The sequence below is a fragment of the Vescimonas sp. genome, assembly GCF_057856985.1.
On sequence record NZ_DBLZXX010000015.1, the window covers coordinates 23,368 to 42,668 of the forward strand.

A 19,301-nucleotide genomic window follows, 5' to 3' on the forward strand; every position below is an offset into this window, starting at 1 on the left:
CACGAAAGGAGTTTTTCCATGAAGAAAAGTATCCTGCGGGAATATGCCCGCCTGATCGCCCGCAGCGGCGTCAATATCCAGCCGGGTCAGGAGGTGTTCATCACCGCCGAGCTGGATCAGCCGGAGTTCGTGAAGATGCTGGTGGAGGAGTGTTACAGGTGCAAGGCCAGTAAGGTAGTGGTGGACTGGAGCTACCAGCCCCTCCAGAAGCTGCACTTCCGCTACCGCACGCTGACCAGCCTGTCCAAGCTGGACAACTACGAGGAGGCCCGCTGGCAGCACTATGTGGACACCATCCCCTGCCGCATCTACCTGCTCAGCGAGGACCCGGACGGTCTCAACGGCATCAATCAGGAGAAGATGGCCAAGAGCCAGCAGCGCAAGTACCCCATCATCAAGAAGTACCGCGACCAGATCGAGAACAAGTACCAGTGGTGCATCGCCGCCGTACCCGGCGAGGCGTGGGCCAAGAAGCTGTTCCCCAACCTGCGGAAGTCTCAGGCGGTGGAGAAGCTGTGGGAGGCCATCCTGTCCACCAGCCGCGCTCTGGAGGGCGACCCCGTGGCCAACTGGGACGCCCACAACAAGGATATGCACGACCGCTGCGCCTACCTCAACGGCCTGCACATCCGGGAGCTGCGCTACAAGAGCGCCAACGGCACCGATTTTCAGGTGGGTATGATCCCCGAGGCCCAGTTCTGCGGCGGCTGTGAAAAGAGCCTGCAGGGCATCGTTTTCAACCCCAATATCCCCACGGAGGAGTGCTTTATCTCTCCCATGCGGGGCAAGGCCGAGGGCATCGTCTACGCCACCAAGCCCCTGAGCTATCAGGGCCAGCTCATCGACGGCTTCTGGATCCGGTTCCACGAGGGCAAGGCCGTGGAGTGGCACGCGGAGAAGAACAACGACCTGCTGACCAAGCTCATCACTATGGACGAGGGCAGCGCATATCTGGGCGAGTGTGCGCTGGTGCCCTACGACTCCCCCATCAGCCAGTCCGGCCTGCTGTTCTACAACACGCTGTTCGATGAGAACGCGGCCTGCCATCTGGCGCTGGGCATGGGCTTTGCCGACACCATCCGCGGCTTCGAGAAAAAGACGCTGGAGGAGTGCCGCGCCCTGGGCGTCAACGATTCCATGGTACACGAGGACTTTATGATCGGCTCTGCCGACATGAGCATCGACGCCGTGTGCGAGGACGGACGCACCGTCCCCATCTTCCGCAACGGCAGCTGGGCGTTCTGAGCCAACATAAAAAAGAGGGAGCGGTCCCGCAGGGACCGCTCCCTCTTTCTGCACCCTCCTGCGTCCTGACGCATAGCATGAAGGGAGACGACAAGGAAAGGGAGGCTTTAGATATGGAGAGCAGCAGCGTGCAGAAGGGGCCGGAGCAGTGGTTCCTGGCTGCCCATCCGGAGCGGGGCACCCTGCGGGTGCAGGTGTCCACGGGGCGGGGCCTGTTCCCCGTGGAGGGGGCGCAGGTGGAGATCTACCGGTATTTCGGGCCGGAGCGCACCGTGTTCTACGAGGGGGTCACGGACAGCTCCGGCATCGTGGAGGGCATCTGCCTGCCGGCCCTGCCGACAGGCTGGTCCCAGTCATCGGAGACGGCGGGGATCAGCGGCACCGCGTATCAGGCATCGGTGCGCCACCCGCAGTACAGCACGGTGGACGCCCGACAGGTTGCGGTGTTCCCACGGATCGAAACGATTTTGGCGGTGTCACTGGAATTGGCCTGAGAGGAGGGAGGAGCCATGCCGTTTCCTGTGGTGCCGGAGTATATCACCGTCCATCTGGGCCCGCCGGATCAGACGGCGGAGAACGTGACGGTGCCGTTTACCGACTACATCAAGAACGTGGCCAGCAGCGAGATCTACCCTACGTGGCCGGAGAGCGCCCTGCGGGCCAATATTCTGGCCCAGATCTCCGTGGCGCTGAACCGCATCTACACCGAGTATTACCGCGGCCGCGGCTACGATTTCGACATTACCAGCTCTACCCGCTACGATCAGGCCTACGTCCCGGGGCGCAGCACCTTTGAGAACATCGACCGGCTGGTGGACGACAGCTTCAACGACTACATTGTGCGGCAGGGTAACGTGGAGCCGCTGTACGCCCAGTTCTGCGATGGTGTCCGCACTCAGTGCCCGGGTCTGTCCCAGTGGGGCAGCGTGGACCTGGCGGAGCAGGGCCTGACGCCCTATGAGATTTTGCAGCGCTACTTCGGCGACAATATCAACATCGTGTTCAACGCGCCGGTAGGGGACGGCACCCCGTCGTACCCGGGCCGCCCGCTGACCCGCGGCTCCGTGGGGGAGGACGTGCGCACCATCCAGCAGCAGCTGGAGCGTATCCGCCGCAACTACCCGGCCATCCCCCGTATCACCGAAATTTCCAACGTGTTCGATCAGGAGACGGAGGACGCCGTCCGCGCCTTCCAGCGCATCTTCAATCTGGAGGAGGACGGCATCGTGGGCAAGGCCACGTGGTACAAGATCAAGATGATCTACAACGGCGTCAAGAGCCTGTCGGAGATCACCAGCGAGGGACTTACCATCCCGGAGGCACAGCGGGTGTATCCGGAGGTGCTGCGGCTGGGCGACACGGGGCTGAACGTGGAGACGGTGCGGTTCTATCTGGCGTTTCTGGGCTACTTCCTGCCCCAGGTGCCGCCCATCCCCATCACCGACACCTTCGACGAGACCATGCTGGACGCGGTCTACGCCTTCCAGAGCGCCTACGGCCTGACGGTAGACGGCGTGGTGGGCCGCAATACGTGGAACGCCCTGCAGAACGTGTATGAGCAGACGCTCTACACCCTGCCCGCCGACTATCAGGAGTTTGCGCGGGAGGTGTACCCGGGCCGCTTTCTGGTGCTGGGGGACACGGGGCCGGAGGTGACGCTGCTCCAGACGCGGCTGAACCAGATGGCCGCCCGGGACAGTACCATCCCCGCCGTCGCCGTGGACGGCGTGTACGGGCAGGAGACGGCCCGCGCCGTCCGTGCCGTCCAGCGCTCACTGGGATACAGCGCCACCGGCGCTGTGGGGCCTGTGCTCTGGTCCTACATCATCACCCAGGGCCAGGGCTACGGCGTGTTCTGAGCACAAAAAAACAGGACCGTTGAAACGGTCCTGTTTTTTGTGCTTACAGGCTGCTGCCGTCGGTCTGCTTCAGCAGGTCGGCCAGCGATACGCTGTCCAGATAGCCGTTGATGAGGCTGTCCAGCTTCTCCCACATGGGCAGGGTGTGGCACTGACCGGCCCGGGGGCAGGTGTTTTCCGCCCCCTCCAGACACGTGACGGGAGCCAGCGAGCCCTCCGTCAGCCGCAGGATCTCGCCCACGGAGTACTGGTCGATGCTGCGGGTCAGACGATAGCCGCCGCCCTTGCCGCGGACGCCCTCTACCAGCCCCGCCCGGGACAGCAGGACCACGATGCTCTCCAGATATTTCTCCGACACCGACTGCCTTTCCGCGATCACCGGCAGCGGCGTATAGCTGTCCGCGGGCCGTTGGGCCAGCTCCAGCATGACACGCAGGGCGTACCGCCCCTTGGTGGAAACCAGCATTTGGGTCCCCCCTTTCTTAGTTACATAGTATATCAGTATGTTGAAGAAAACGCAAGTCTTACATATAGTGATATTTGTTCCGCTTCAGCAGCAGGAACATGCCGGAGATGAGGAACGCGAATACCTCCGCTACGGTGATGGCCCACCAGATGCCGTCCACGCCGAAGAAAACGGGCAGGATCAGCACCGATGCGGACTGGAACACCAGCGTCCGCAGGAACGAGATGGCGGCGGAGACGGCGCCGTTGTTCAGTGCCGTGAAGAAGCCGGAAGTGAAGATGTTGAAGCCCGCCAGCAGGAACGACCACGCGAACAGCCGGAAGGCGTGGACCGTCAGGGCGAACAGACCGGCATCGTAGCCCACGAACAGGTGGGCCATGGGCTGGGCCAGCGCCATCGCCAGCGCCGTCAGCACCACACCGCTGCCGCCCATCAGCAGCACGCTCTTCCCCAGCAGATTTTTCAGCTCCCCGTGGTTCTGCGCGCCGTAGTGATAGCCTACCACCGGCGCGCAGCCGATGGAGTAGCCCACGAAGAGAGAGATGAAGATGAATTGCACGTACATCAGCACACCGTAGGTGGACACGCCGTCCTCACCGGCCAGCCGCATTAGCTGAAAGTTGTAGAGCATGCTTACCAGCGATGAGGAGATGTTGCTCATCAGCTCCGACGAGCCGTTGCCGCAGGCGGCCAGAATGGGGCGGATACGCAGGCGGGTGGGGGATAGGCGCAGCAGGCTGGTGTTGGGCTGCAGAAAGTACACCAGCGGCAGCACACCGCCCACGCACTGGCTCAGACCGGTGGCCAGCGCCGCACCGGCCACGCCCCATTTGAACACCGCGATGAACAGGGCGTCCAGCACCATGTTGGTGACACCCGCGGCCACTGTGACCTTCAGACCCAGCTTGGGCTTCTCCGCTGCAATGAAAAAGCTCTGGAACACGTTTTGCAGCATAAAGGCGAACGTGAAGCCGGTGACGATGCGGCCGTACAGCACGCAGTCCGCCATCATGGCGTCCGTAGCGCCCAGGAAGCGGGCCACAGGGCCCATGAATGCGATGCCGATGCCGGACAGCACCACGCCCAGCGCCAACGTGAACAGCACCATCATGGAGAACGTCCGGTTGGCGTTCTCCGGATCGCCCTCGCCCAGAATTTTGGATACCAGCGCCGTGCCGCCGGTGCCGATCATGAAGCCCATGCCGCCCAGGATCATGACAAACGGCATCACCAGATTCACCGAAGCGAAGGCCGTTTTGCCCACGAAGTTGGATACGAACAGCCCGTCCACCACGCCGTAGATGGACGTGAACACCATCATCACCATGGACGGCAGCGTGAAGCACAGCAGCTTGCCATAGGTAAAGTGGTCGGATAAGCGAATATTTTTGGCCATAAAATTCTCCTGTATGCAGTAATGGCCTGCCTTTCCGGCAGGCGGATGTACGCTGTGGCGTATGTGGGACCGCGGGAAGCGGCAAGAGAACGCAGGGAAAGGGACGTGTGCAGGGGAAACCGTCGTCGGGTTTCCCCTGCGCGTGCAGTCACCCGCCCGCAGGCGCAGTCCTTTTGCGCCGCAAAAGAACTGTCACCACAAAATAAAAGGACACACATTGTGTGTCCTTTTATTTTGTGGTGACCCGTACCGGATTCGAACCGATGTTAAAGGCGTGAGAGGCCTCTGTCTTAACCACTTGACCAACGGGCCATATAGAAAATCACCGGCGATGGGGTCGGTGATCTTCTGCTGGTACACCTTCAGGGACTCGAACCCTGGACACCCTGATTAAGAGTCAGGTGCTCTACCAACTGAGCTAAAGGTGCATGTCTGATTGACACGGCTATTATAATAGATTGTTTTCCGATTTGCAAGAGTTTTTTGCGTGGTCTCTGAAAATTTTCGTATTTTTCGGGAGAATAGGCAGAAATGCGGAAATATCGCTTTCCAAATACCGCCGGTTGTGATACGATACAAGCCTATATCATCAGAGGAGGCGGGAGAGCATGCAGTACGGACAGGTGATACGGGGCCGCTTCCTGACCCGCCCCAACCGATTCATCGCCCATGTGGCGCTGCCCGGCGGGGAGACGGTGGTCTGCCATGTGAAGAACACGGGCCGCTGTCGGGAGCTGCTGACGCCGGACGCCGCAGTGTATCTGGAGCGGGCGGCCAACCCTGACCGCCGCACGGCCTACGATCTCATCGCTGTGGAAAAGGGCGATAAGCTCATCAACATGGATGCCCAGGCGCCCAACCGCGTATTCGCCGAGTGGGCGCATATCTTTGACCCTGCGGCCCGGCTGGTGAAGCCGGAGTTCACCTTTGGCCGGTCGCGGCTGGATTTCTGCCTGCAGGGACCACAGGGCCTGCACCTGGTGGAGGTGAAGGGCGTGACGCTGGAGGACGGCGGCCACGCCCTGTTTCCCGATGCCCCCACGGAGCGGGGCGTCCGCCACCTCCGGGAGCTGGCGAGCGCCGTGGCGCTGGGCCATCGGGCCACGGTGTTTTTTGTGATACAGATGGCGGAGGTCACAGACTTCGCGCCCAACGATGCGACCCACCCCGCCTTCGGCGAGGCCCTGCGTCAGGCGGTAGCCGCGGGGGTGCAGGCGGCGGCGTATACCTGCCGCGTCGCGCCGGACAGCATCGTGATAGACCGGCCGGTACCGGTGATCTTATAGAGGAGAGGGACGATACGATGACATTGCTGGAGATTTTTTTGGTGGGCGTGGGCCTGAGCATGGACGCCTTCGCCGTGGCCATCTGTAAGGGGCTGGCCATGCCCAGGGTGAACCGGAAGCGGACCCTGCTCATTGGCCTGTATTTCGGCGTGTTTCAGGCCGTCATGCCCCTGACCGGATGGCTGCTGGGGTCCCAGTTTGCCCGCCATGTGACGAAGATGGCCCCGTGGATCGCCTTTGTACTGCTGGCCTGGATCGGCGGCAGCATGATCCGCGAGAGCCTGTCCGCAAAGGAGAAAGAAGAGGAGAAACCGGAGCCGGCGGAGCTGCGGCACAGGGAGCTTCTGATGCTGGCCATCGCCACCAGCATCGACGCGCTGGCTGTGGGCGTCAGCTTCTCCATGGTGGAACTGACCGTCCCCATCTACGCCGCGGCCGCCCTCATCGGCTGTACCACGTTTGCCATCTCCGTGGCCGGTGTGTTCGTGGGCAACCTGTTCGGTGCGCGGTACAAGAACCGCGCGGAATTTGTAGGCGGCGCCATCCTGATCCTCATCGGCCTGAAGATCCTGCTGGAGCACTTCGGCGTCCTGTGAAAGCTGCAAAAGCTCATTGAAAATCGCTGCAAAAAAACAAAAGCGATCCTCGAGCATATCTGCCAAAAGCGTCAAAAAAGAGGGCACGCGCCGCGTGCCCCCTTTTTTGTACCCTTCGCCTCGCCCGCCTCGTCTCGCCGCGCCGCCCTGCCCTGCCGTGTCCCGCTCCGGCGACTTCTCCCGCCCCGATGCTCGCCGCCGCAGGCGATAAAATTTTACATGGATTTTACAAAACCGATACGTTGGATTTGACATTGACCTGTTACGATGGTATCGGTCAGGAATGTGTAAAATATGAGAATGAGTAAACGGGAGAGAACAATATGAGTATCTTTGATGTGCTGACGATGATCGGCGGCCTGTGCCTGTTCCTGTTCGGCATGGATCTGATGGGCCAGTCGCTGGAGCGCCGCGCCGGCGGCAAGCTGCGGACGCTGCTGGACCGGATGACGGGCCGCGTATTCACGGGTTTTCTGACAGGTCTTGCCATCACGGCGGTGATCCAGAGCTCATCGGCCACCACGGTGATGGTGGTGGGCTTCGTCAACTCCGGCCTGATGACCCTGCGGCAGGCCATAAATGTCATCATGGGAGCAAACGTGGGCACCACGGTGACGGCGTGGCTGCTGAGTTTAGCCGGTATTGATGGGGGAAATGTGTGGGTAAATCTGCTGAAACCCACCTCTTTTACGCCGATCCTGGCCCTGATCGGTATTTTCTTCTACATGAACGGCAAAGATCCGAAAAAACGGGATACCGGCGCCATCCTGCTGGGCTTCGCTACCCTGATGTTCGGCATGGACACCATGAGCGGTGCGGTGGCGGGCCTGCGCGATGTGCCCGCCTTTTCACAGCTGTTTCTGCTGTTCAAAAATCCGCTGCTTGGCGTGCTGGCCGGCGCCGTGCTGACCGGCATCATCCAGTCCAGCTCCGCCTCCGTGGGTATCCTGCAGGCCCTGGCCGTCACCGGTCAGGTCAGCTATGCCGCCGCCATCCCCATCATCATGGGGCAGAACATCGGCACCTGCGTCACCGCACTTTTATCCTCCGTAGGCACCAGTAAAAACGCAAAACGAGCGGCTGTGGTACACCTTTTGTTCAATGTCATCGGCGTGGCGGTGCTGCTGACAGGGTTCTGCGTCGTCAAGGCCATATTCGATCCCGGCATCCTCCACGACAGTGCCACCATGTACGGCATTGCTATCGCCCACTCCTGCTTCAACGTCATCTGCACGGCCATACTGCTGCCCTGCGGTGGGCTGCTGGAAAAATTAGCCATCCGCATCGTGCCGGACGGCCCACAGGAGCAGGCGGAAAAGCCGGTGGAGCTGGACCAGCGCCTGCTGGCCACGCCGCCGCTGGCGCTCCAGCGCTGCCGCGCCGTGGCGGAGGAGATGGCGGCCTGTGCCGCCGGTGCGCTGGATGCCGCACTGGACAGCTTTGACCACTATACGCCGGAACTGGCGGAGCGCATCCGCCGCGATGAGCAGCGCTGTGACCACTACGAGGATGTACTGGGTACCTACCTGGTGAAGCTCAGCACGCAGCAGATGGGCGCGGAGGAGAGCGAGGAGGCCACGGAGATGCTGAAGACCATCGGTGATTTGGAGCGCATTTCCGACCACGCGGTGAACGTGCTGGAATCCGCAGAGGAGCTGCGGGATAAGGGGCTGACGTTCAGCGGCGCAGCAAAGGAGGAGCTGGCAGTGCTGTCCGGCGCCGTGCAGGATATCCTGTCCAGCGCCGTGCAGGCGTTCCGCAGCAACGATGTGTCCGCCGCCGCTCAGGTGGAGCCGCTGGAGCAGGTCATCGACGCACTGAAGGAACAGATGCGGACGCGGCACATCCTGCGGATGCAGCAGGGCGGCTGCAGCATCGAGGCGGGCTTCGTCTGGTGCGACCTGCTGACGGATCTGGAGCGTACCTCCGATCACTGCTCCAACATCGCCGGCTGCGTTATCGACGCGGCCCAGCACGACCTGAACCTCCACGAGACGCTGCACAACGTGCGCCACAGCGATGGCGACTACCGCCGCCGGTTCAACGCCTACGCGGAAAAATACGCCCTGCCCGCGCCGGAGAAGGCGTGAGCCGAAACAGATGGAAAAAGTCCGTATTCCACCGGGAATACGGACTTTTCGCACAATATCGAGGGGGAAGTGCGGCATTTACAGATGGGCCACGACATCCATGGTGATGCGGGCGGTCAGACCCCACAGCGGGTGGGGCAGACCGTGGTACACCGGCACCTCCATATAATAGGGCCGCCAGAGGTAGTCGGCGGAGATGCCCGCGTCCTCATAGGGAAAGTCGGAGATGGACACCGGCTGGCGGTGGATATACACAGCGGGCGGGTGGTCGCGGAGCCAGGCCAGCGGCACCAGAAAGGTTTCGGCTACCTCCGCTGCACAGGGGCGTATATCGGCCAGCGCAGCGCCGTCCACGCGGCCCAGCACCGGCCGCAGCAGGCAGTTGGAGCGGATGTGCAGGAAGTCCATCTCGCCGATGATCTCCACCGCTTCCGGCGGGATGGACAGCTCCTCCCATGTCTCCCGCAGGGCGCACTGCACCGCCGTTTCGCCGGATTCGGTCTTGCCGCCGGGGAAGCAGACCTCATTGGGCTGCCGGACCGTGGCAGAGCGTATTTCATACAGAAGGCTGGGGCCGTCCGCCGCGTCCACCAGCGGAACCAGCACGGCGGAACCGCCGCGTGCGCCCATCAGGTCGGGCACGTGGCCGGTGTAGGCACGGCGCAGGGAGGAGAGATCCATGGCTTGTACGTCCTTTCTGAAAAAGCTCCCCCGCCGCAAGGCGGGGGAGTCCGATGGTCCGGCGGAGTGGATCAGCAGCCGCAGCCGCAGCCGTTGCTGGCGTTGTTCCCGCAGCCGCAGCCATTCCCGCAGCCGTTGCCGCAGAACAGGAACAGCAGAATGATGGCGATGATGATCCAGCAGCAGCTGCCGCCGCCAAAGCAGGAATTCTGATTACACATAGTGTGACCTCCTATGAAGAATTGACCGTCTTGCCGGTCTCATTCCCATAGTATGCCGGTCGCGGGAAAGTGTGCCCTTACGGGCGGGAGATACGGTAGCTCAGGGTCAGGAGGGTGTCCACAAAGTGGATGTCCTCGAAGAACACGCCGGGCTCATCGGTAGACAGCTCCACATTGGTAAAGTTCCAGAAGCCGCGGACGCCCAGAGCGATGAGCCGGTCAGCCAGAGACTGGGCCACGTTCTGAGGTACGGTGAGCACCGCCACGTCGGGGTGGTAGTTGGAGACATATTCCTCCAGCTCGTCCATGGCGCGGACAGTGATGCCGCGGATCTCCGTGCCCACAAGGGCGGGAGAGACGTCAAAGGCGGAGTCGATGCGGAAGCCCACCTTATCAAAATCAAAGTTCTGCAGCAGCGCGTGGCCCAGGTGGCCGGCGCCGATGACGATGATCTTGTGGCCGCTGTCGATGCCCAGAATGTGGCCGATCTCGGCGCGCAGCTCCGCCACGTTGTAACCGTAGCCCTGCTGGCCGAATTCGCCGAAGCAGCTGAGATCCTGGCGGATCTGGGAGGCGGTGATGTCCATCTTTGCGCCCAGAGAGTTGGAGGAGATGCGGACAACACCCTTGTTATACAGGTCGTCCAGATAGCGGTAATAGCGGGGAAGCCGATGGATCACCGCGTCGGAGATCTTCTGTTTCTTCATACAAAAACCTTCTTTTGGGATAGGATGCGGTGCGGGGGCACCTGAAATATAGTGATATTCTACCGCATGAGACGATAGTTGTCAACTTTTTTAACAATCTTTTTGAAAAAAGTTTTTTCAATCGCTTTACATCCGGCGGAAGAACTGCTATAATACTCTGGCTGATGGACAGCACACAACCCAATATGCGCCCGTAGCTCAGATGGATAGAGCGTTAGACTCCGACTCTAAAGGCCGCTGGTTCGAATCCAGTCGGGCGTACCAACACGAAAAAAGACACGCAGAAGCGTGTCTTTTTTCGTGTTGGTACGGTTTTGCAGCGCAAAACCGGTCGCCTGCGGGCGGGTGATTGAACACGAGTGGGGGAACCCGTCAAAGGTTCCCCCCTCACGCTCCCCCTTCCTTGCGATATGCGGGGGTGCGGACAACAAAAGTTGTGGGCAATCACACTCGCCTCCAAAAGCCCATGGCTTTTGGAGGTTGTCCTTTGCCGCAATTGACAAATACGGCTGTCCCATGGTACAATGAAACTCCAAAACAAGTGTGGATTTTTCTGGAGCATTGCCTTCATTTTTCGCCACGCATCCGACAGGGTGTGCGGCGTTTTTTATTAAGAGGAACGACGGATGAACATATTTTACCAACTCATCGGGTTCGGCGCACTGATCGCCATGGGTCTCAGCTACTGGCAGAATGACAAGCGTACCATCTTGCTGTGGCAGGTGGTGGCCAACCTGATCTTCGCCATCCACTACACGCTGCTCCACGCACGCTCCGGCGCACTGTGCAGCTTTTTCCAGATCGTCGTGCTGCTGCTTTTCCTATTGCAGGAGAAATTCAACTGGAGTAGACTGGTCACCGCGATACCCATCGTGGCAGTATTTCTGCTGATTGCCGTGGTGACCTATGAGACGCCAGTGACGGTACTGCCCATCGTGGCATCGTTGGTGGCGCTGCTGCCGTTCTTCCAGTCCAGGCAGCGGGTGATACAGGCGGCGGGCATTGCCAGCGGCCTGTCGTGGCTGGTGTATGTCATTGCGGTACGGTCGTATTCCGGCATGGTGACAGAGTCGGTACTGACCATCATCACGGCGGCGTCCCTGCTGAAGAAGGAATCCAGAAGGTCCTGAACGGACAGCCCCCGGCACATTGCCGGGGGAGTCTGCCGAAGGGGTGCGCCGCGTCAGGCGTAGTGCTTCAGACCCTGCGCCATGGATGAGGCGGTGCAGCGGCGGGCATGGCAGGAGAGCGTGTCACGTTTCTCTCCGGCGCACCGGGTGGCTGCTATCAGCGCGGCCAGTCTCCGCTTGCGGGGGACTGAGGGAGTATCCTGTTTCATTTGCTTTGCCATGGAATATACCTCCGTTCGTTTTACTACCGCTATCATAAAACAACGGACGGTCTGTTCCATTGGCAAAAATAAATGAACATTTCTCTGAAAATTGTGATAGTATCACAAGGGGGCAGAAGCCATGACATCACAGCACACAGCGGACTATCCCACACTGCAGGAGGTGCTGCGCCTGCCCGTGTTCGCGGGCTGCACGGTCTGCGGCGGCGCGGCGGGACTTGGCCGTAGGGTCAGCGGTGTCAATCTGACGGACACACCGGACTACGCGCGCTGGCTGGCGCAGGGAGAACTGCTCATCACCACTGGCTTTGCCATCGCAGACGATCCGCAGGCCGTGGATGCGCTGCTGCCCACGGCGGCAGAAAAAGGCCTGTCCGGTGTGGGTATCAAGCCGGGGCGTTACCTGCCCAGCCCCCTGCCGGCGGCGCTGGCGGAGAAGGCTGACCGACTGGGACTGCCGCTGCTCCAACTGCCGACCGATATGCGCTTTGCCGAGTTGGCCGATGCGGTGTCCCGCGAGATCGCACGGCGGCGAATACCGGCGGAGCAGGAGCGGCAGCTGGCCGTACTACTGCACCATCTCATCTCTGGCGCGCCGCTGAGCGAAGCGATGGAGCGGCAGGCGGCGGAGTCCGGTATCCATTTGGAATGTCCGCATATCCTGTTGTGGATACGGGCTGATGCGCCGGAGTTGCAGCGGCGCTCTTGGCTGCACGAGGCAGAAGAGCGCTGCCGGGCGTTGGGCGCGGACATGTGGGGCGCACTGTCGGAGGATGGCTTTCTGCTGGCGCTGGAGGCGGACGACCTGTTCGCGCTGGAGATACCGCTGTGGCAGGTGATGGCGGACTTTGCCGCCGTCCACGGCGTTATCTGCGGCATCAGCCGCCCCTACGGCGGTACGATGGGTTTTCAGAAAGCAGACCGCAGTGCCCGCGCGGCGCTCCGCATGGCGGCGCGATCGGAAGCACCCTGCGTGACAGACGACCCAGCGGGGGTGGTACGGCTGCTGGAGGAATCCTCCCCGGCGGAAACGGACGCCTATATCCATCGGCAGCTGGGAACGCTCCTGCGGCAGCCAGAGCCGCGGCGGCAAGAGCTGCTGGACACGCTGGCGAGCTGGCTGCGCTGTATGGGCAACCAGCGCCGGATGGCACGGGAGCTGCACCTGCACTACAACACCGTGAGTTACCGGCTTCAGCAGCTATGGATGCTGCTGGAGGCCGATCCGGTCGATCCGATGAAGCGATTGGCATTGGAAACGGCCCTGTATCTGTACCGGTACAGGCGCACATAAAGGAGTGACTGATCATGGATAAGAACAGGACGATCGGTGAATGGGAGCGGATGGTGTCGGGGCGTCTCTATACGCCTGTCGATCCGGAGATTGCCAAGCGGCACCGGGTTGGTATGCGCCGCTGTGACCGGTTCAACCGCCTCCCGCTGTGGTGCGCAAAGACCAAACAGCGTGCGCTGGAGCGCCTGATCCCCTCCGCAAAAGGGAAGAATTTCGAGGCGTTTGCACCCTTTTACTGCGAGTACGGCGTGAATATCTATGTGGGGCGGAACTGCTTCGTCAACTACAACAGCGTATTTCTGGATGTAGCGCCCATTACGCTGGGGGACAATGTACTCATTGGACCCAATGTGACGCTGGCCACGCCCAACCATCCGTTTATCGCCGAAGAACGAGCCTATACAGATTACCCCAACGGCTGCCATGCGTTGGAGTATGCCGAACCCATCACCATCGGGGATCACTGCTGGCTGTGCGCCGGTGCGACGGTGTGCGGTGGCGTGACCATCGGAGCGGGCAGCATCATCGCCGCAGGCGCGGTGGTGACACGGGACATCCCACCCAACAGTATCGCTGCCGGTGTGCCCGCCAGAGTGCTGCGGCAGATCGGCGAGCGCGACCGCCTGCATGTATGGGAGAAGTATGTGAAGAACGAACTGCCCGATGCGCAGCGGTGACAACAAAATCTGGGAGCAATTACAAAAACCGTCTCAAACGATACGTTTGAGACGGTTTTTGTATGCGAAAAGTAATGGGAATTGAAACCTGATTTGACCACTACTGCACATTTTGCGATCCAACTGAGCTATCCAATGCTCATATCTCCAACATTCCCTGCAATCCCGCGCTGGCGGCCTTTTTGTTCTTGTCGAAGGCGTGGGTGTAGATGTCCAGCGTGGTGGAGGGCGGCATAGATCTTCCGCAGCCGCTTGGTGAAGGTGTCCGGGCGGATGAGCTGCCCGCGCTCGTCGGTGAACTTGATTATTCTGCGTTTTTGATAGAATGAGCATATCGGGTGGCAGACATGAAGCAGATATGCGAATCTGCCCATGTGCAGTGGGACTTGGGCGCGTCGATGCTGCTGTATTTCAAGGGCATCACCTCTGCGTTCCACGATATTGATTTAATGGTTGCTGACCATGACGCCGAATGTGTCCGCACGATTTTATTGGAAATGGGCGAACTCCGCCCATCTGACCCCGTGCCGAATCCCATGTACCGGACGAAGACCTTTATGGAATTCCTCATAGAATCGATCGAGGTCGATGTCATGGCAGGCTTTGCCATCGTGCATGAGGGAACGGTCATGATTGCTCCCTGCGTGAAGAACAGATCGTGGAGAAAATGCCGCTTGGGACAGAAGTCATCCCGCTGCAATCGCCGCAGTTATGGTGCAAATACTATCGGCTGATGGGACGGTCTCAGAAGGTGGACATGATTGAGAAAGCATTGTTGTGCAGCATCACATCGCAGCAGTCTTCTCGAAATAATATGGAATAAAAAGCGGCATCGGATGTGAAAAAATCATTTGAAATTCCGATTTGCCTCTGCTATAATAAGCGTACAGCGTGTGGCGTTTCTGCGTAAATCCAGTTGCAGAGCAGCCACACGCTTTTTTGCGGAATCGGGTGAGAAATGGCAAGATGGGAGAAAACTTCATAGGCAAATCGTGTAGCAGAAATGCGTAAGTCCGGATATGTTGGGACTTACGCATTTTTTATTTTTTGAAAGAAAGGTGAATTATATGGAAACCGGAAATCAGTTTTTGGGGACGGAGCGTATCGGTAAGCTCATGCGCCAGTACGCCATCCCCTGCATCATCTCGCTGCTGGTGGGCGCGCTTTACAACATCGTTGACCAGATCTTCATCGCCAACGCCAGCTACCTCGGCTCCTACGGCAACGCCGCCAATACGGTGGTATTCCCGCTAACGGTGGTGGCGCTGGCCATCGCCGTCATGGTGGGCGACGGCTGCTGCGCCTTCGTCAGCATGGCGCTGGGCAGAAACGAGGCGGACAAGGCCAAGCGCAGCGTGGGCAACGCGGTGGTGTTAAGCGTCACCAGCAGTCTTGTCCTGACGGCGGTATACCTCATTTTCGCAAACACTATCATCGCCATGTTCGGCGGCACGGTGAATGAGGAGACCTTCCACCACTCGCAGGAATACTTCTTTTATATCACGCTGGGCATCCCGTTCTATATGTTCGGGCAGGCCATGAACCCCATTATCCGCGCAGACGGCAACCCCAAGTTCGCCATGATCTCCACACTGGCAGGCGCCGTCATCAACATCATCCTCGACCCTATTTTCATCTTCGTCCTCAAATGGGGCATGATGGGCGCAGCAGTGGCCACGGTCATCGGGCAGGTGTTCACGGCAGTCCTTGCACTGTGGTATCTGCTGCATATGAAGATCATCAAGCCCGCGTCCGGCGATTATGCCCTGCGAGGGAACATCTGCGGACGAATGCTGACGCTGGGCATCACCAGCTTTCTCTCCCAGATCAGCCTCGTGGCGGCGATGGCGGCCATCAACAATATGCTCCGCAAATACGGCGCGCTGGACGCCGTGTTCGGGCAGGAGCAGTACGCGCAGATCCCCATGGCGGTGGTGGGCATCGTGATGAAGTTCTTCCAGATCGTCATTTCCATCGTAGTTGGCATGGCGGCAGGCTGCATCCCCATCGTGGGCTACAACATGGGCGCGGAGAAAAAGCTTCGTGTGCGGGAACTGTTCACCAAGCTGCTGGTGGCCGAGGCGCTGGTGGGCGCGGTGGCGCTTGTGCTGGCGGAGGGCTTTCCCCGTCAGCTCATCGCCATTTTCGGCGCGGACAACGAGAGCAGCTACTACACCGATTTTGCCATCAAGGCGTTCCGCACCTATCTCTGCATGATGGTGCTGGCCTGCGTCAACAAGGCGTGCTTTATCTTCTTGCAGGCGGTTGGCAAGGCGCTGGCATCCACACTGCTGTCCATGTTCCGCGAGGTGGTGTTCGGCGTGGGCTTTGCCCTGCTGCTGCCGGTGTTCTTCGGTCTGGACGGTGTACTGTATTCCATGCCGGTGTCGGATATTCTGACCTTTATCATCTCGGCCATCATCATCGTGAAAACCTATCGGGAATTGAATGTGGAAGGAGTGCAGAACGCATGAAAAACAGAGTTATTACCATCAGCCGCGAGTTTGGCAGCGGCGGACGCACCATCGGCAAAAGGGTGGCGGAAAAGCTGGGCATCCCCTGCTATGACGCGGAGATCATTCAGGAGATGACGAAGGAGACCGGATTTGCGCCGGATTATGTGAAGGAAGCGGGGGAGTACGCTCCCGGCGGTTTCCTCTCGAACGCTTTCTCTAACCGGATGTTCGGTCCCACCAACGAGGACATTCTCTGGGAGCACCAGTACAAGGTCATCACGGACCTTGCTGCAAAAGGTTCCTGCGTCATTGTGGGCCGCTGCGCTGACTTTATTTTGCAGGATAAGGCGGATTGCCTGAAGGTCTTTATCCATGCGGATCTGGCGTTCCGCGCCCACCGCATCGTGGAGGTCTACGGCGAGCGGGAGCAGTCCCCGGAGGAGCGTTTGCGGGATAAGGACAAGCGCCGCGCCGCGTACCACCGCTTCTACACCAATATGAAATGGGGCCACGCCCAGAACTACCACCTGACGCTGGACAGCGGCGTTATCGGCATCGACAAGTGCGTGGACATCATCGCGGAGCTGTATTGAGATGACATTTTCTCAAAAATTCGTTTGAAATCGAGTTTCGAATTTGATAAAATTAAGCCATACGAAGGTATCACGGGAGTGCATCCGGTGCAGTGGGCGTTGGCGGCAGACTGGCGCGCACAGGCTGTTTGTTCACTGATCATCTCTCTGAAAAAGGGCATCCGTTCTGACCGGGCGGAGGCTGAGGGAGGTGAAATCAATGAAGCGCGTAAAGGCAGCGTGCATCCTGCAAACACTGGGGTTTGCATAGAAGGACGATTGCGGTCTGACCCGTGAGCAGCAGTTCAAGGTCAACCACGACGAAGTGAGCCGCTACAAGGCGACGATGGACAGAAGCCGCACCCGGTATCAGATCACCGAGGAAACCGAGCAGAGCGACGGATCTGTGCTGGTCCGCGTCCGCAAGCAGTATAACGACAAAGCTGATGTAAGCGAACACTTCAACTAACACCAAACCCGCCCGATGGAAGTCAGGCGGGTTTGTGATAGAAAGCGTGGATATAATGAGTGAAATTTATGAGCTTGAACAGATCCGGCGGCGCATTTCGGAGCGTTACCGGAGCGACCCCAACATCCGCATCAATGTGTCCCTCCGGCAGCCAAGGCTGCATTTGCGCGATGTTCCGGTGAAGATCACGGGCGTCTATCGGCACATCTTTCAGGTGGAGGGAGACTCGTCCGGCCAGCCGAAGCGCCATGCGCTGCAATACGCGGATGTGCTGACGCGCGATATTGAGCTTTTGGATATTTGAACGGTGGGCGTGTAGACCGGTTTGGGGGCATCCTGATACGGTGGTGCAAATCGCCTGACAGTGCTGAGCGGCATAATCGCGCAGGCAAAACGAACACATTCCGTTCGTAAGGATATATTTCCTTATGAGAGATTGGCCGCAACCTCTGCTATGGAGGCTGCGGCCTTTTCCCTTTCTGAGGTGCGAAAACCTCTGTTTTTTCCTCTCAGAGCGCCGCTTGAAAGGCGGCGTGGGTGTTTCCCCATGGGGAGCGTCCGGGAGGCAGGACGGAGGCTTTTTGCGTCAAAATCAGCACTTTTCAAAACCAGAGGAAGGAGGCGCCGGATATGGCAGTTTTCCACATCGAAAAGACCGGAGATTACACGGTCATGTCCAACTACCACCTGCGGGACAGCGGCGGGGCCCGGGAGCTGGAGGCGCACGGCTGTCTCGTCCGGGCGCGCGTTCGCAACGAGAACGGACAGCTTGGCGCCATCGAGTACACCATTTTGGAGCTGCCGAAGGAGCAGGCACAGAAACCTGTGCCTGTACGGGAAAATCCAATACAGGTGAAGCCAATGTTGGATGCTTCATGAATGCTGACATGTACAGCAGTTTGTTATGCAGTGGGTCTCATCCTTTGGGATGATTTACATTTCGAAACAGACTCGTATAATATAACTTAAGATGAGTAGCGAAAGGCTTATGACAATCTCGCTCTGTATCAAAGGGAGGGAAGAAATGACCGAAAATATCATCATAAAGCCCTCCGTTCAGAAACGGTTTGACAGCTTCATGGCACACGGCAGAGTCCTTTTTTTCAGCGCGCCCTGCGGCTTTGGAAAGACCGTACTGGCGGACGCGCTGCTGCGCGGGCGGAATGTGCTGCGGCAAAGCGCGGCAGACCCAGACTGCACGATCATACCGTCAGCGCAGGATTGGGACATTCTGCTGATCGACGATCTTCAGCTCATGCAGGAGGAAGCCGGACAGCAGGCTCTTTGCGAATTGATTCGCTCAAGTCCGGAGCGCCATTTCGTGCTGCTCTCACGCGGTGTGCCGCCCGGCTGCCTGACGGCGTTTCAGTACACGGGGCTGATGACGGTGCTGGAGGCCGACGACCTGCTTTTTGACGCGGACGATGTGCGGCGACTGTTTCAGCTTTCGGGAGCAAACGTAACAGATAGCGAGATCGACGGAATTTTGAAAGAATCCGCGGGCTATCCGCTGGGTGTGGCCATCACGGCGCGGTGCATGTCCCCGGACAAGCCGTGGACACCGGAGCTGGTGGCGCGGGTGTTCCGGGAGGTGTTCCTCTACTTTGAGACCGCCATCTACCGGCGCTTTGACCTGCCGGTGCGGCGCTTCCTGTTGGAGCTGGCTCCCTTTGAAAGCTTTGACTTGGAAATGGCGCGGATGGTCAGCGGCGATCCCCATGCCGGCGAACGGCTGGACTGGCTTCTTCGATACACCACTATGCTGCGCTACGACGACTGCCAGCGCTTCCGCTTCTGGTCGGGGTTCCGAGCTTTTCTCCGCTGGGAGATGGAACGGGAGTATACCGAGGAAAAGCGCAAAGCGCTCTTCAGCCGGGGCGGGCTGTACTATGAGCTGAAGGAGGACTACGCCCACGCCCTGGAATGCTACACCAG

General features: G+C 59.6%; 22 protein-coding genes and 3 tRNA genes. 17 read left to right on the plus strand and 8 right to left on the minus strand.

Going from position 1 to position 19,301, the window contains the following annotated elements; all coding sequences use genetic code 11:
* Positions 1-18 precede the first annotated feature (18 nt).
* The 3 genes from ACZM22_RS08780 (at position 19) to ACZM22_RS08790 (ending at position 3,104) form a co-directional block, all read left to right on the plus strand.
* A complete protein-coding gene (locus ACZM22_RS08780; protein ID WP_489543787.1) occupies positions 19-1,245 on the plus strand; it encodes an aminopeptidase in 1,227 nt (408 codons plus the stop codon).
* A gap of 113 nt (positions 1,246-1,358) precedes the next feature.
* Positions 1,359-1,739, plus strand: coding sequence for a hypothetical protein (locus ACZM22_RS08785; RefSeq protein ID WP_483268868.1), 381 nt, complete (start codon positions 1,359-1,361; stop codon positions 1,737-1,739).
* Positions 1,740-1,754: 15 nt separating this feature from the next.
* Positions 1,755-3,104: a peptidoglycan-binding domain-containing protein gene (locus ACZM22_RS08790; RefSeq protein WP_489543788.1), complete on the plus strand. Its 1,350-nt coding sequence runs from the start codon at positions 1,755-1,757 to the stop codon at positions 3,102-3,104.
* Between the two features lie 43 nt (positions 3,105-3,147).
* Here ACZM22_RS08790 and ACZM22_RS08795 read toward each other — a convergent pair whose 3' ends face one another.
* The 4 genes from ACZM22_RS08795 to ACZM22_RS08810 all read right to left on the minus strand — a co-directional run bounded on the left by ACZM22_RS08795 (position 3,148) and on the right by ACZM22_RS08810 (position 5,394).
* Positions 3,148-3,570, minus strand: a complete 423-nt coding sequence (locus tag ACZM22_RS08795) for an RrF2 family transcriptional regulator (RefSeq protein ID WP_484424195.1) — start codon at positions 3,568-3,570, stop codon at positions 3,148-3,150.
* Positions 3,571-3,628: 58 nt separating this feature from the next.
* Entirely contained in the window at positions 3,629-4,966 is a 1,338-nt protein-coding gene (locus ACZM22_RS08800; RefSeq protein ID WP_489543789.1) for an MATE family efflux transporter, read from the minus strand.
* Between the two features lie 237 nt (positions 4,967-5,203).
* Positions 5,204-5,278, minus strand: a tRNA-Glu gene (locus tag ACZM22_RS08805).
* A 40-nt stretch (positions 5,279-5,318) separates the two neighbouring features.
* Positions 5,319-5,394: transfer RNA gene (locus ACZM22_RS08810), tRNA-Lys, on the minus strand.
* A gap of 180 nt (positions 5,395-5,574) precedes the next feature.
* On the opposite strand from ACZM22_RS08810, the gene sfsA reads away from it, so the two are divergent.
* From sfsA to ACZM22_RS08825, 3 genes are all read left to right on the plus strand, one after another.
* Positions 5,575-6,252 carry a DNA/RNA nuclease SfsA gene (sfsA, locus tag ACZM22_RS08815; protein WP_489543790.1) on the plus strand — a complete coding sequence of 226 codons (678 nt, stop codon included), beginning with the start codon at positions 5,575-5,577 and terminating at the stop codon, positions 6,250-6,252.
* Positions 6,253-6,269: 17 nt separating this feature from the next.
* On the plus strand, positions 6,270-6,848 hold the full coding sequence (locus tag ACZM22_RS08820; RefSeq protein WP_489543791.1) for a manganese efflux pump MntP: 579 nt from the start codon (positions 6,270-6,272) through the stop codon (positions 6,846-6,848).
* Positions 6,849-7,171: 323 nt separating this feature from the next.
* Positions 7,172-8,938 carry a Na/Pi cotransporter family protein gene (locus ACZM22_RS08825; protein ID WP_489543792.1) on the plus strand — a complete coding sequence of 589 codons (1,767 nt, stop codon included), beginning with the start codon at positions 7,172-7,174 and terminating at the stop codon, positions 8,936-8,938.
* 78 nt (positions 8,939-9,016) lie between these two features.
* On the opposite strand, the gene ACZM22_RS08830 is transcribed toward ACZM22_RS08825, so the two are convergent.
* From ACZM22_RS08830 to ACZM22_RS08840, 3 genes are all read right to left on the minus strand, one after another.
* Positions 9,017-9,619 (minus strand): NUDIX hydrolase, encoded by a 603-nt coding sequence (locus ACZM22_RS08830; protein WP_489543793.1) that lies wholly within the window; start codon positions 9,617-9,619, stop codon positions 9,017-9,019.
* Positions 9,620-9,690: 71 nt separating this feature from the next.
* The gene (locus ACZM22_RS08835) at positions 9,691-9,840 is read right to left on the minus strand and encodes a hypothetical protein (RefSeq protein WP_483268661.1); all 150 of its coding nucleotides are present in this window, start codon (positions 9,838-9,840) and stop codon (positions 9,691-9,693) included.
* 77 nt (positions 9,841-9,917) lie between these two features.
* A complete protein-coding gene (locus ACZM22_RS08840) occupies positions 9,918-10,547 on the minus strand; it encodes a redox-sensing transcriptional repressor Rex (RefSeq protein ID WP_483268662.1) in 630 nt (209 codons plus the stop codon).
* Positions 10,548-10,734: 187 nt separating this feature from the next.
* On the opposite strand from ACZM22_RS08840, the gene ACZM22_RS08845 reads away from it, so the two are divergent.
* Together ACZM22_RS08845 and ACZM22_RS08850 are read left to right on the plus strand one after the other, a co-directional pair.
* A tRNA-Arg gene (locus ACZM22_RS08845) sits at positions 10,735-10,811 on the plus strand.
* Positions 10,812-11,173: 362 nt separating this feature from the next.
* Positions 11,174-11,677 carry a YgjV family protein gene (locus tag ACZM22_RS08850; RefSeq protein ID WP_489543794.1) on the plus strand — a complete coding sequence of 168 codons (504 nt, stop codon included), beginning with the start codon at positions 11,174-11,176 and terminating at the stop codon, positions 11,675-11,677.
* 53 nt (positions 11,678-11,730) lie between these two features.
* On the opposite strand, the gene ACZM22_RS08855 is transcribed toward ACZM22_RS08850, so the two are convergent.
* Positions 11,731-11,898 carry a hypothetical protein gene (locus tag ACZM22_RS08855; protein ID WP_489543795.1) on the minus strand — a complete coding sequence of 56 codons (168 nt, stop codon included), beginning with the start codon at positions 11,896-11,898 and terminating at the stop codon, positions 11,731-11,733.
* Positions 11,899-12,019: 121 nt separating this feature from the next.
* Between ACZM22_RS08855 and ACZM22_RS08860 the strand changes: the two genes are divergently transcribed.
* The 9 genes from ACZM22_RS08860 to ACZM22_RS08900 form a co-directional block, all read left to right on the plus strand.
* The gene (locus ACZM22_RS08860) at positions 12,020-13,192 is read left to right on the plus strand and encodes a PucR family transcriptional regulator (protein ID WP_489543796.1); all 1,173 of its coding nucleotides are present in this window, start codon (positions 12,020-12,022) and stop codon (positions 13,190-13,192) included.
* A 14-nt stretch (positions 13,193-13,206) separates the two neighbouring features.
* Positions 13,207-13,869, plus strand: a complete 663-nt coding sequence (locus ACZM22_RS08865) for a sugar O-acetyltransferase (RefSeq protein ID WP_489543797.1) — start codon at positions 13,207-13,209, stop codon at positions 13,867-13,869.
* Positions 13,870-14,207: 338 nt separating this feature from the next.
* On the plus strand, positions 14,208-14,603 hold the full coding sequence (locus ACZM22_RS08870) for a hypothetical protein (RefSeq protein ID WP_489543798.1): 396 nt from the start codon (positions 14,208-14,210) through the stop codon (positions 14,601-14,603).
* A 333-nt stretch (positions 14,604-14,936) separates the two neighbouring features.
* Positions 14,937-16,343 carry an MATE family efflux transporter gene (locus ACZM22_RS08875; protein WP_489543799.1) on the plus strand — a complete coding sequence of 469 codons (1,407 nt, stop codon included), beginning with the start codon at positions 14,937-14,939 and terminating at the stop codon, positions 16,341-16,343.
* Complete coding sequence (locus ACZM22_RS08880) at positions 16,340-16,918, plus strand: cytidylate kinase-like family protein (protein ID WP_489543800.1); 579 nt, start codon at positions 16,340-16,342, stop codon at positions 16,916-16,918. The genes ACZM22_RS08875 and ACZM22_RS08880 overlap by 4 nt, the downstream gene beginning before the upstream one ends.
* A 325-nt stretch (positions 16,919-17,243) precedes the next feature.
* Positions 17,244-17,366 (plus strand): hypothetical protein, encoded by a 123-nt coding sequence (locus tag ACZM22_RS08885; RefSeq protein WP_489543801.1) that lies wholly within the window; start codon positions 17,244-17,246, stop codon positions 17,364-17,366.
* 34 nt (positions 17,367-17,400) lie between these two features.
* Complete coding sequence (locus ACZM22_RS08890; protein WP_489543802.1) at positions 17,401-17,670, plus strand: Veg family protein; 270 nt, start codon at positions 17,401-17,403, stop codon at positions 17,668-17,670.
* Positions 17,671-17,996: 326 nt separating this feature from the next.
* Positions 17,997-18,245, plus strand: coding sequence for a hypothetical protein (locus ACZM22_RS08895; protein ID WP_489543803.1), 249 nt, complete (start codon positions 17,997-17,999; stop codon positions 18,243-18,245).
* Between the two features lie 145 nt (positions 18,246-18,390).
* A partial coding sequence (locus tag ACZM22_RS08900; protein WP_489543804.1) for a winged helix-turn-helix domain-containing protein occupies positions 18,391-19,301 on the plus strand: 911 nt, incomplete at its 3' end.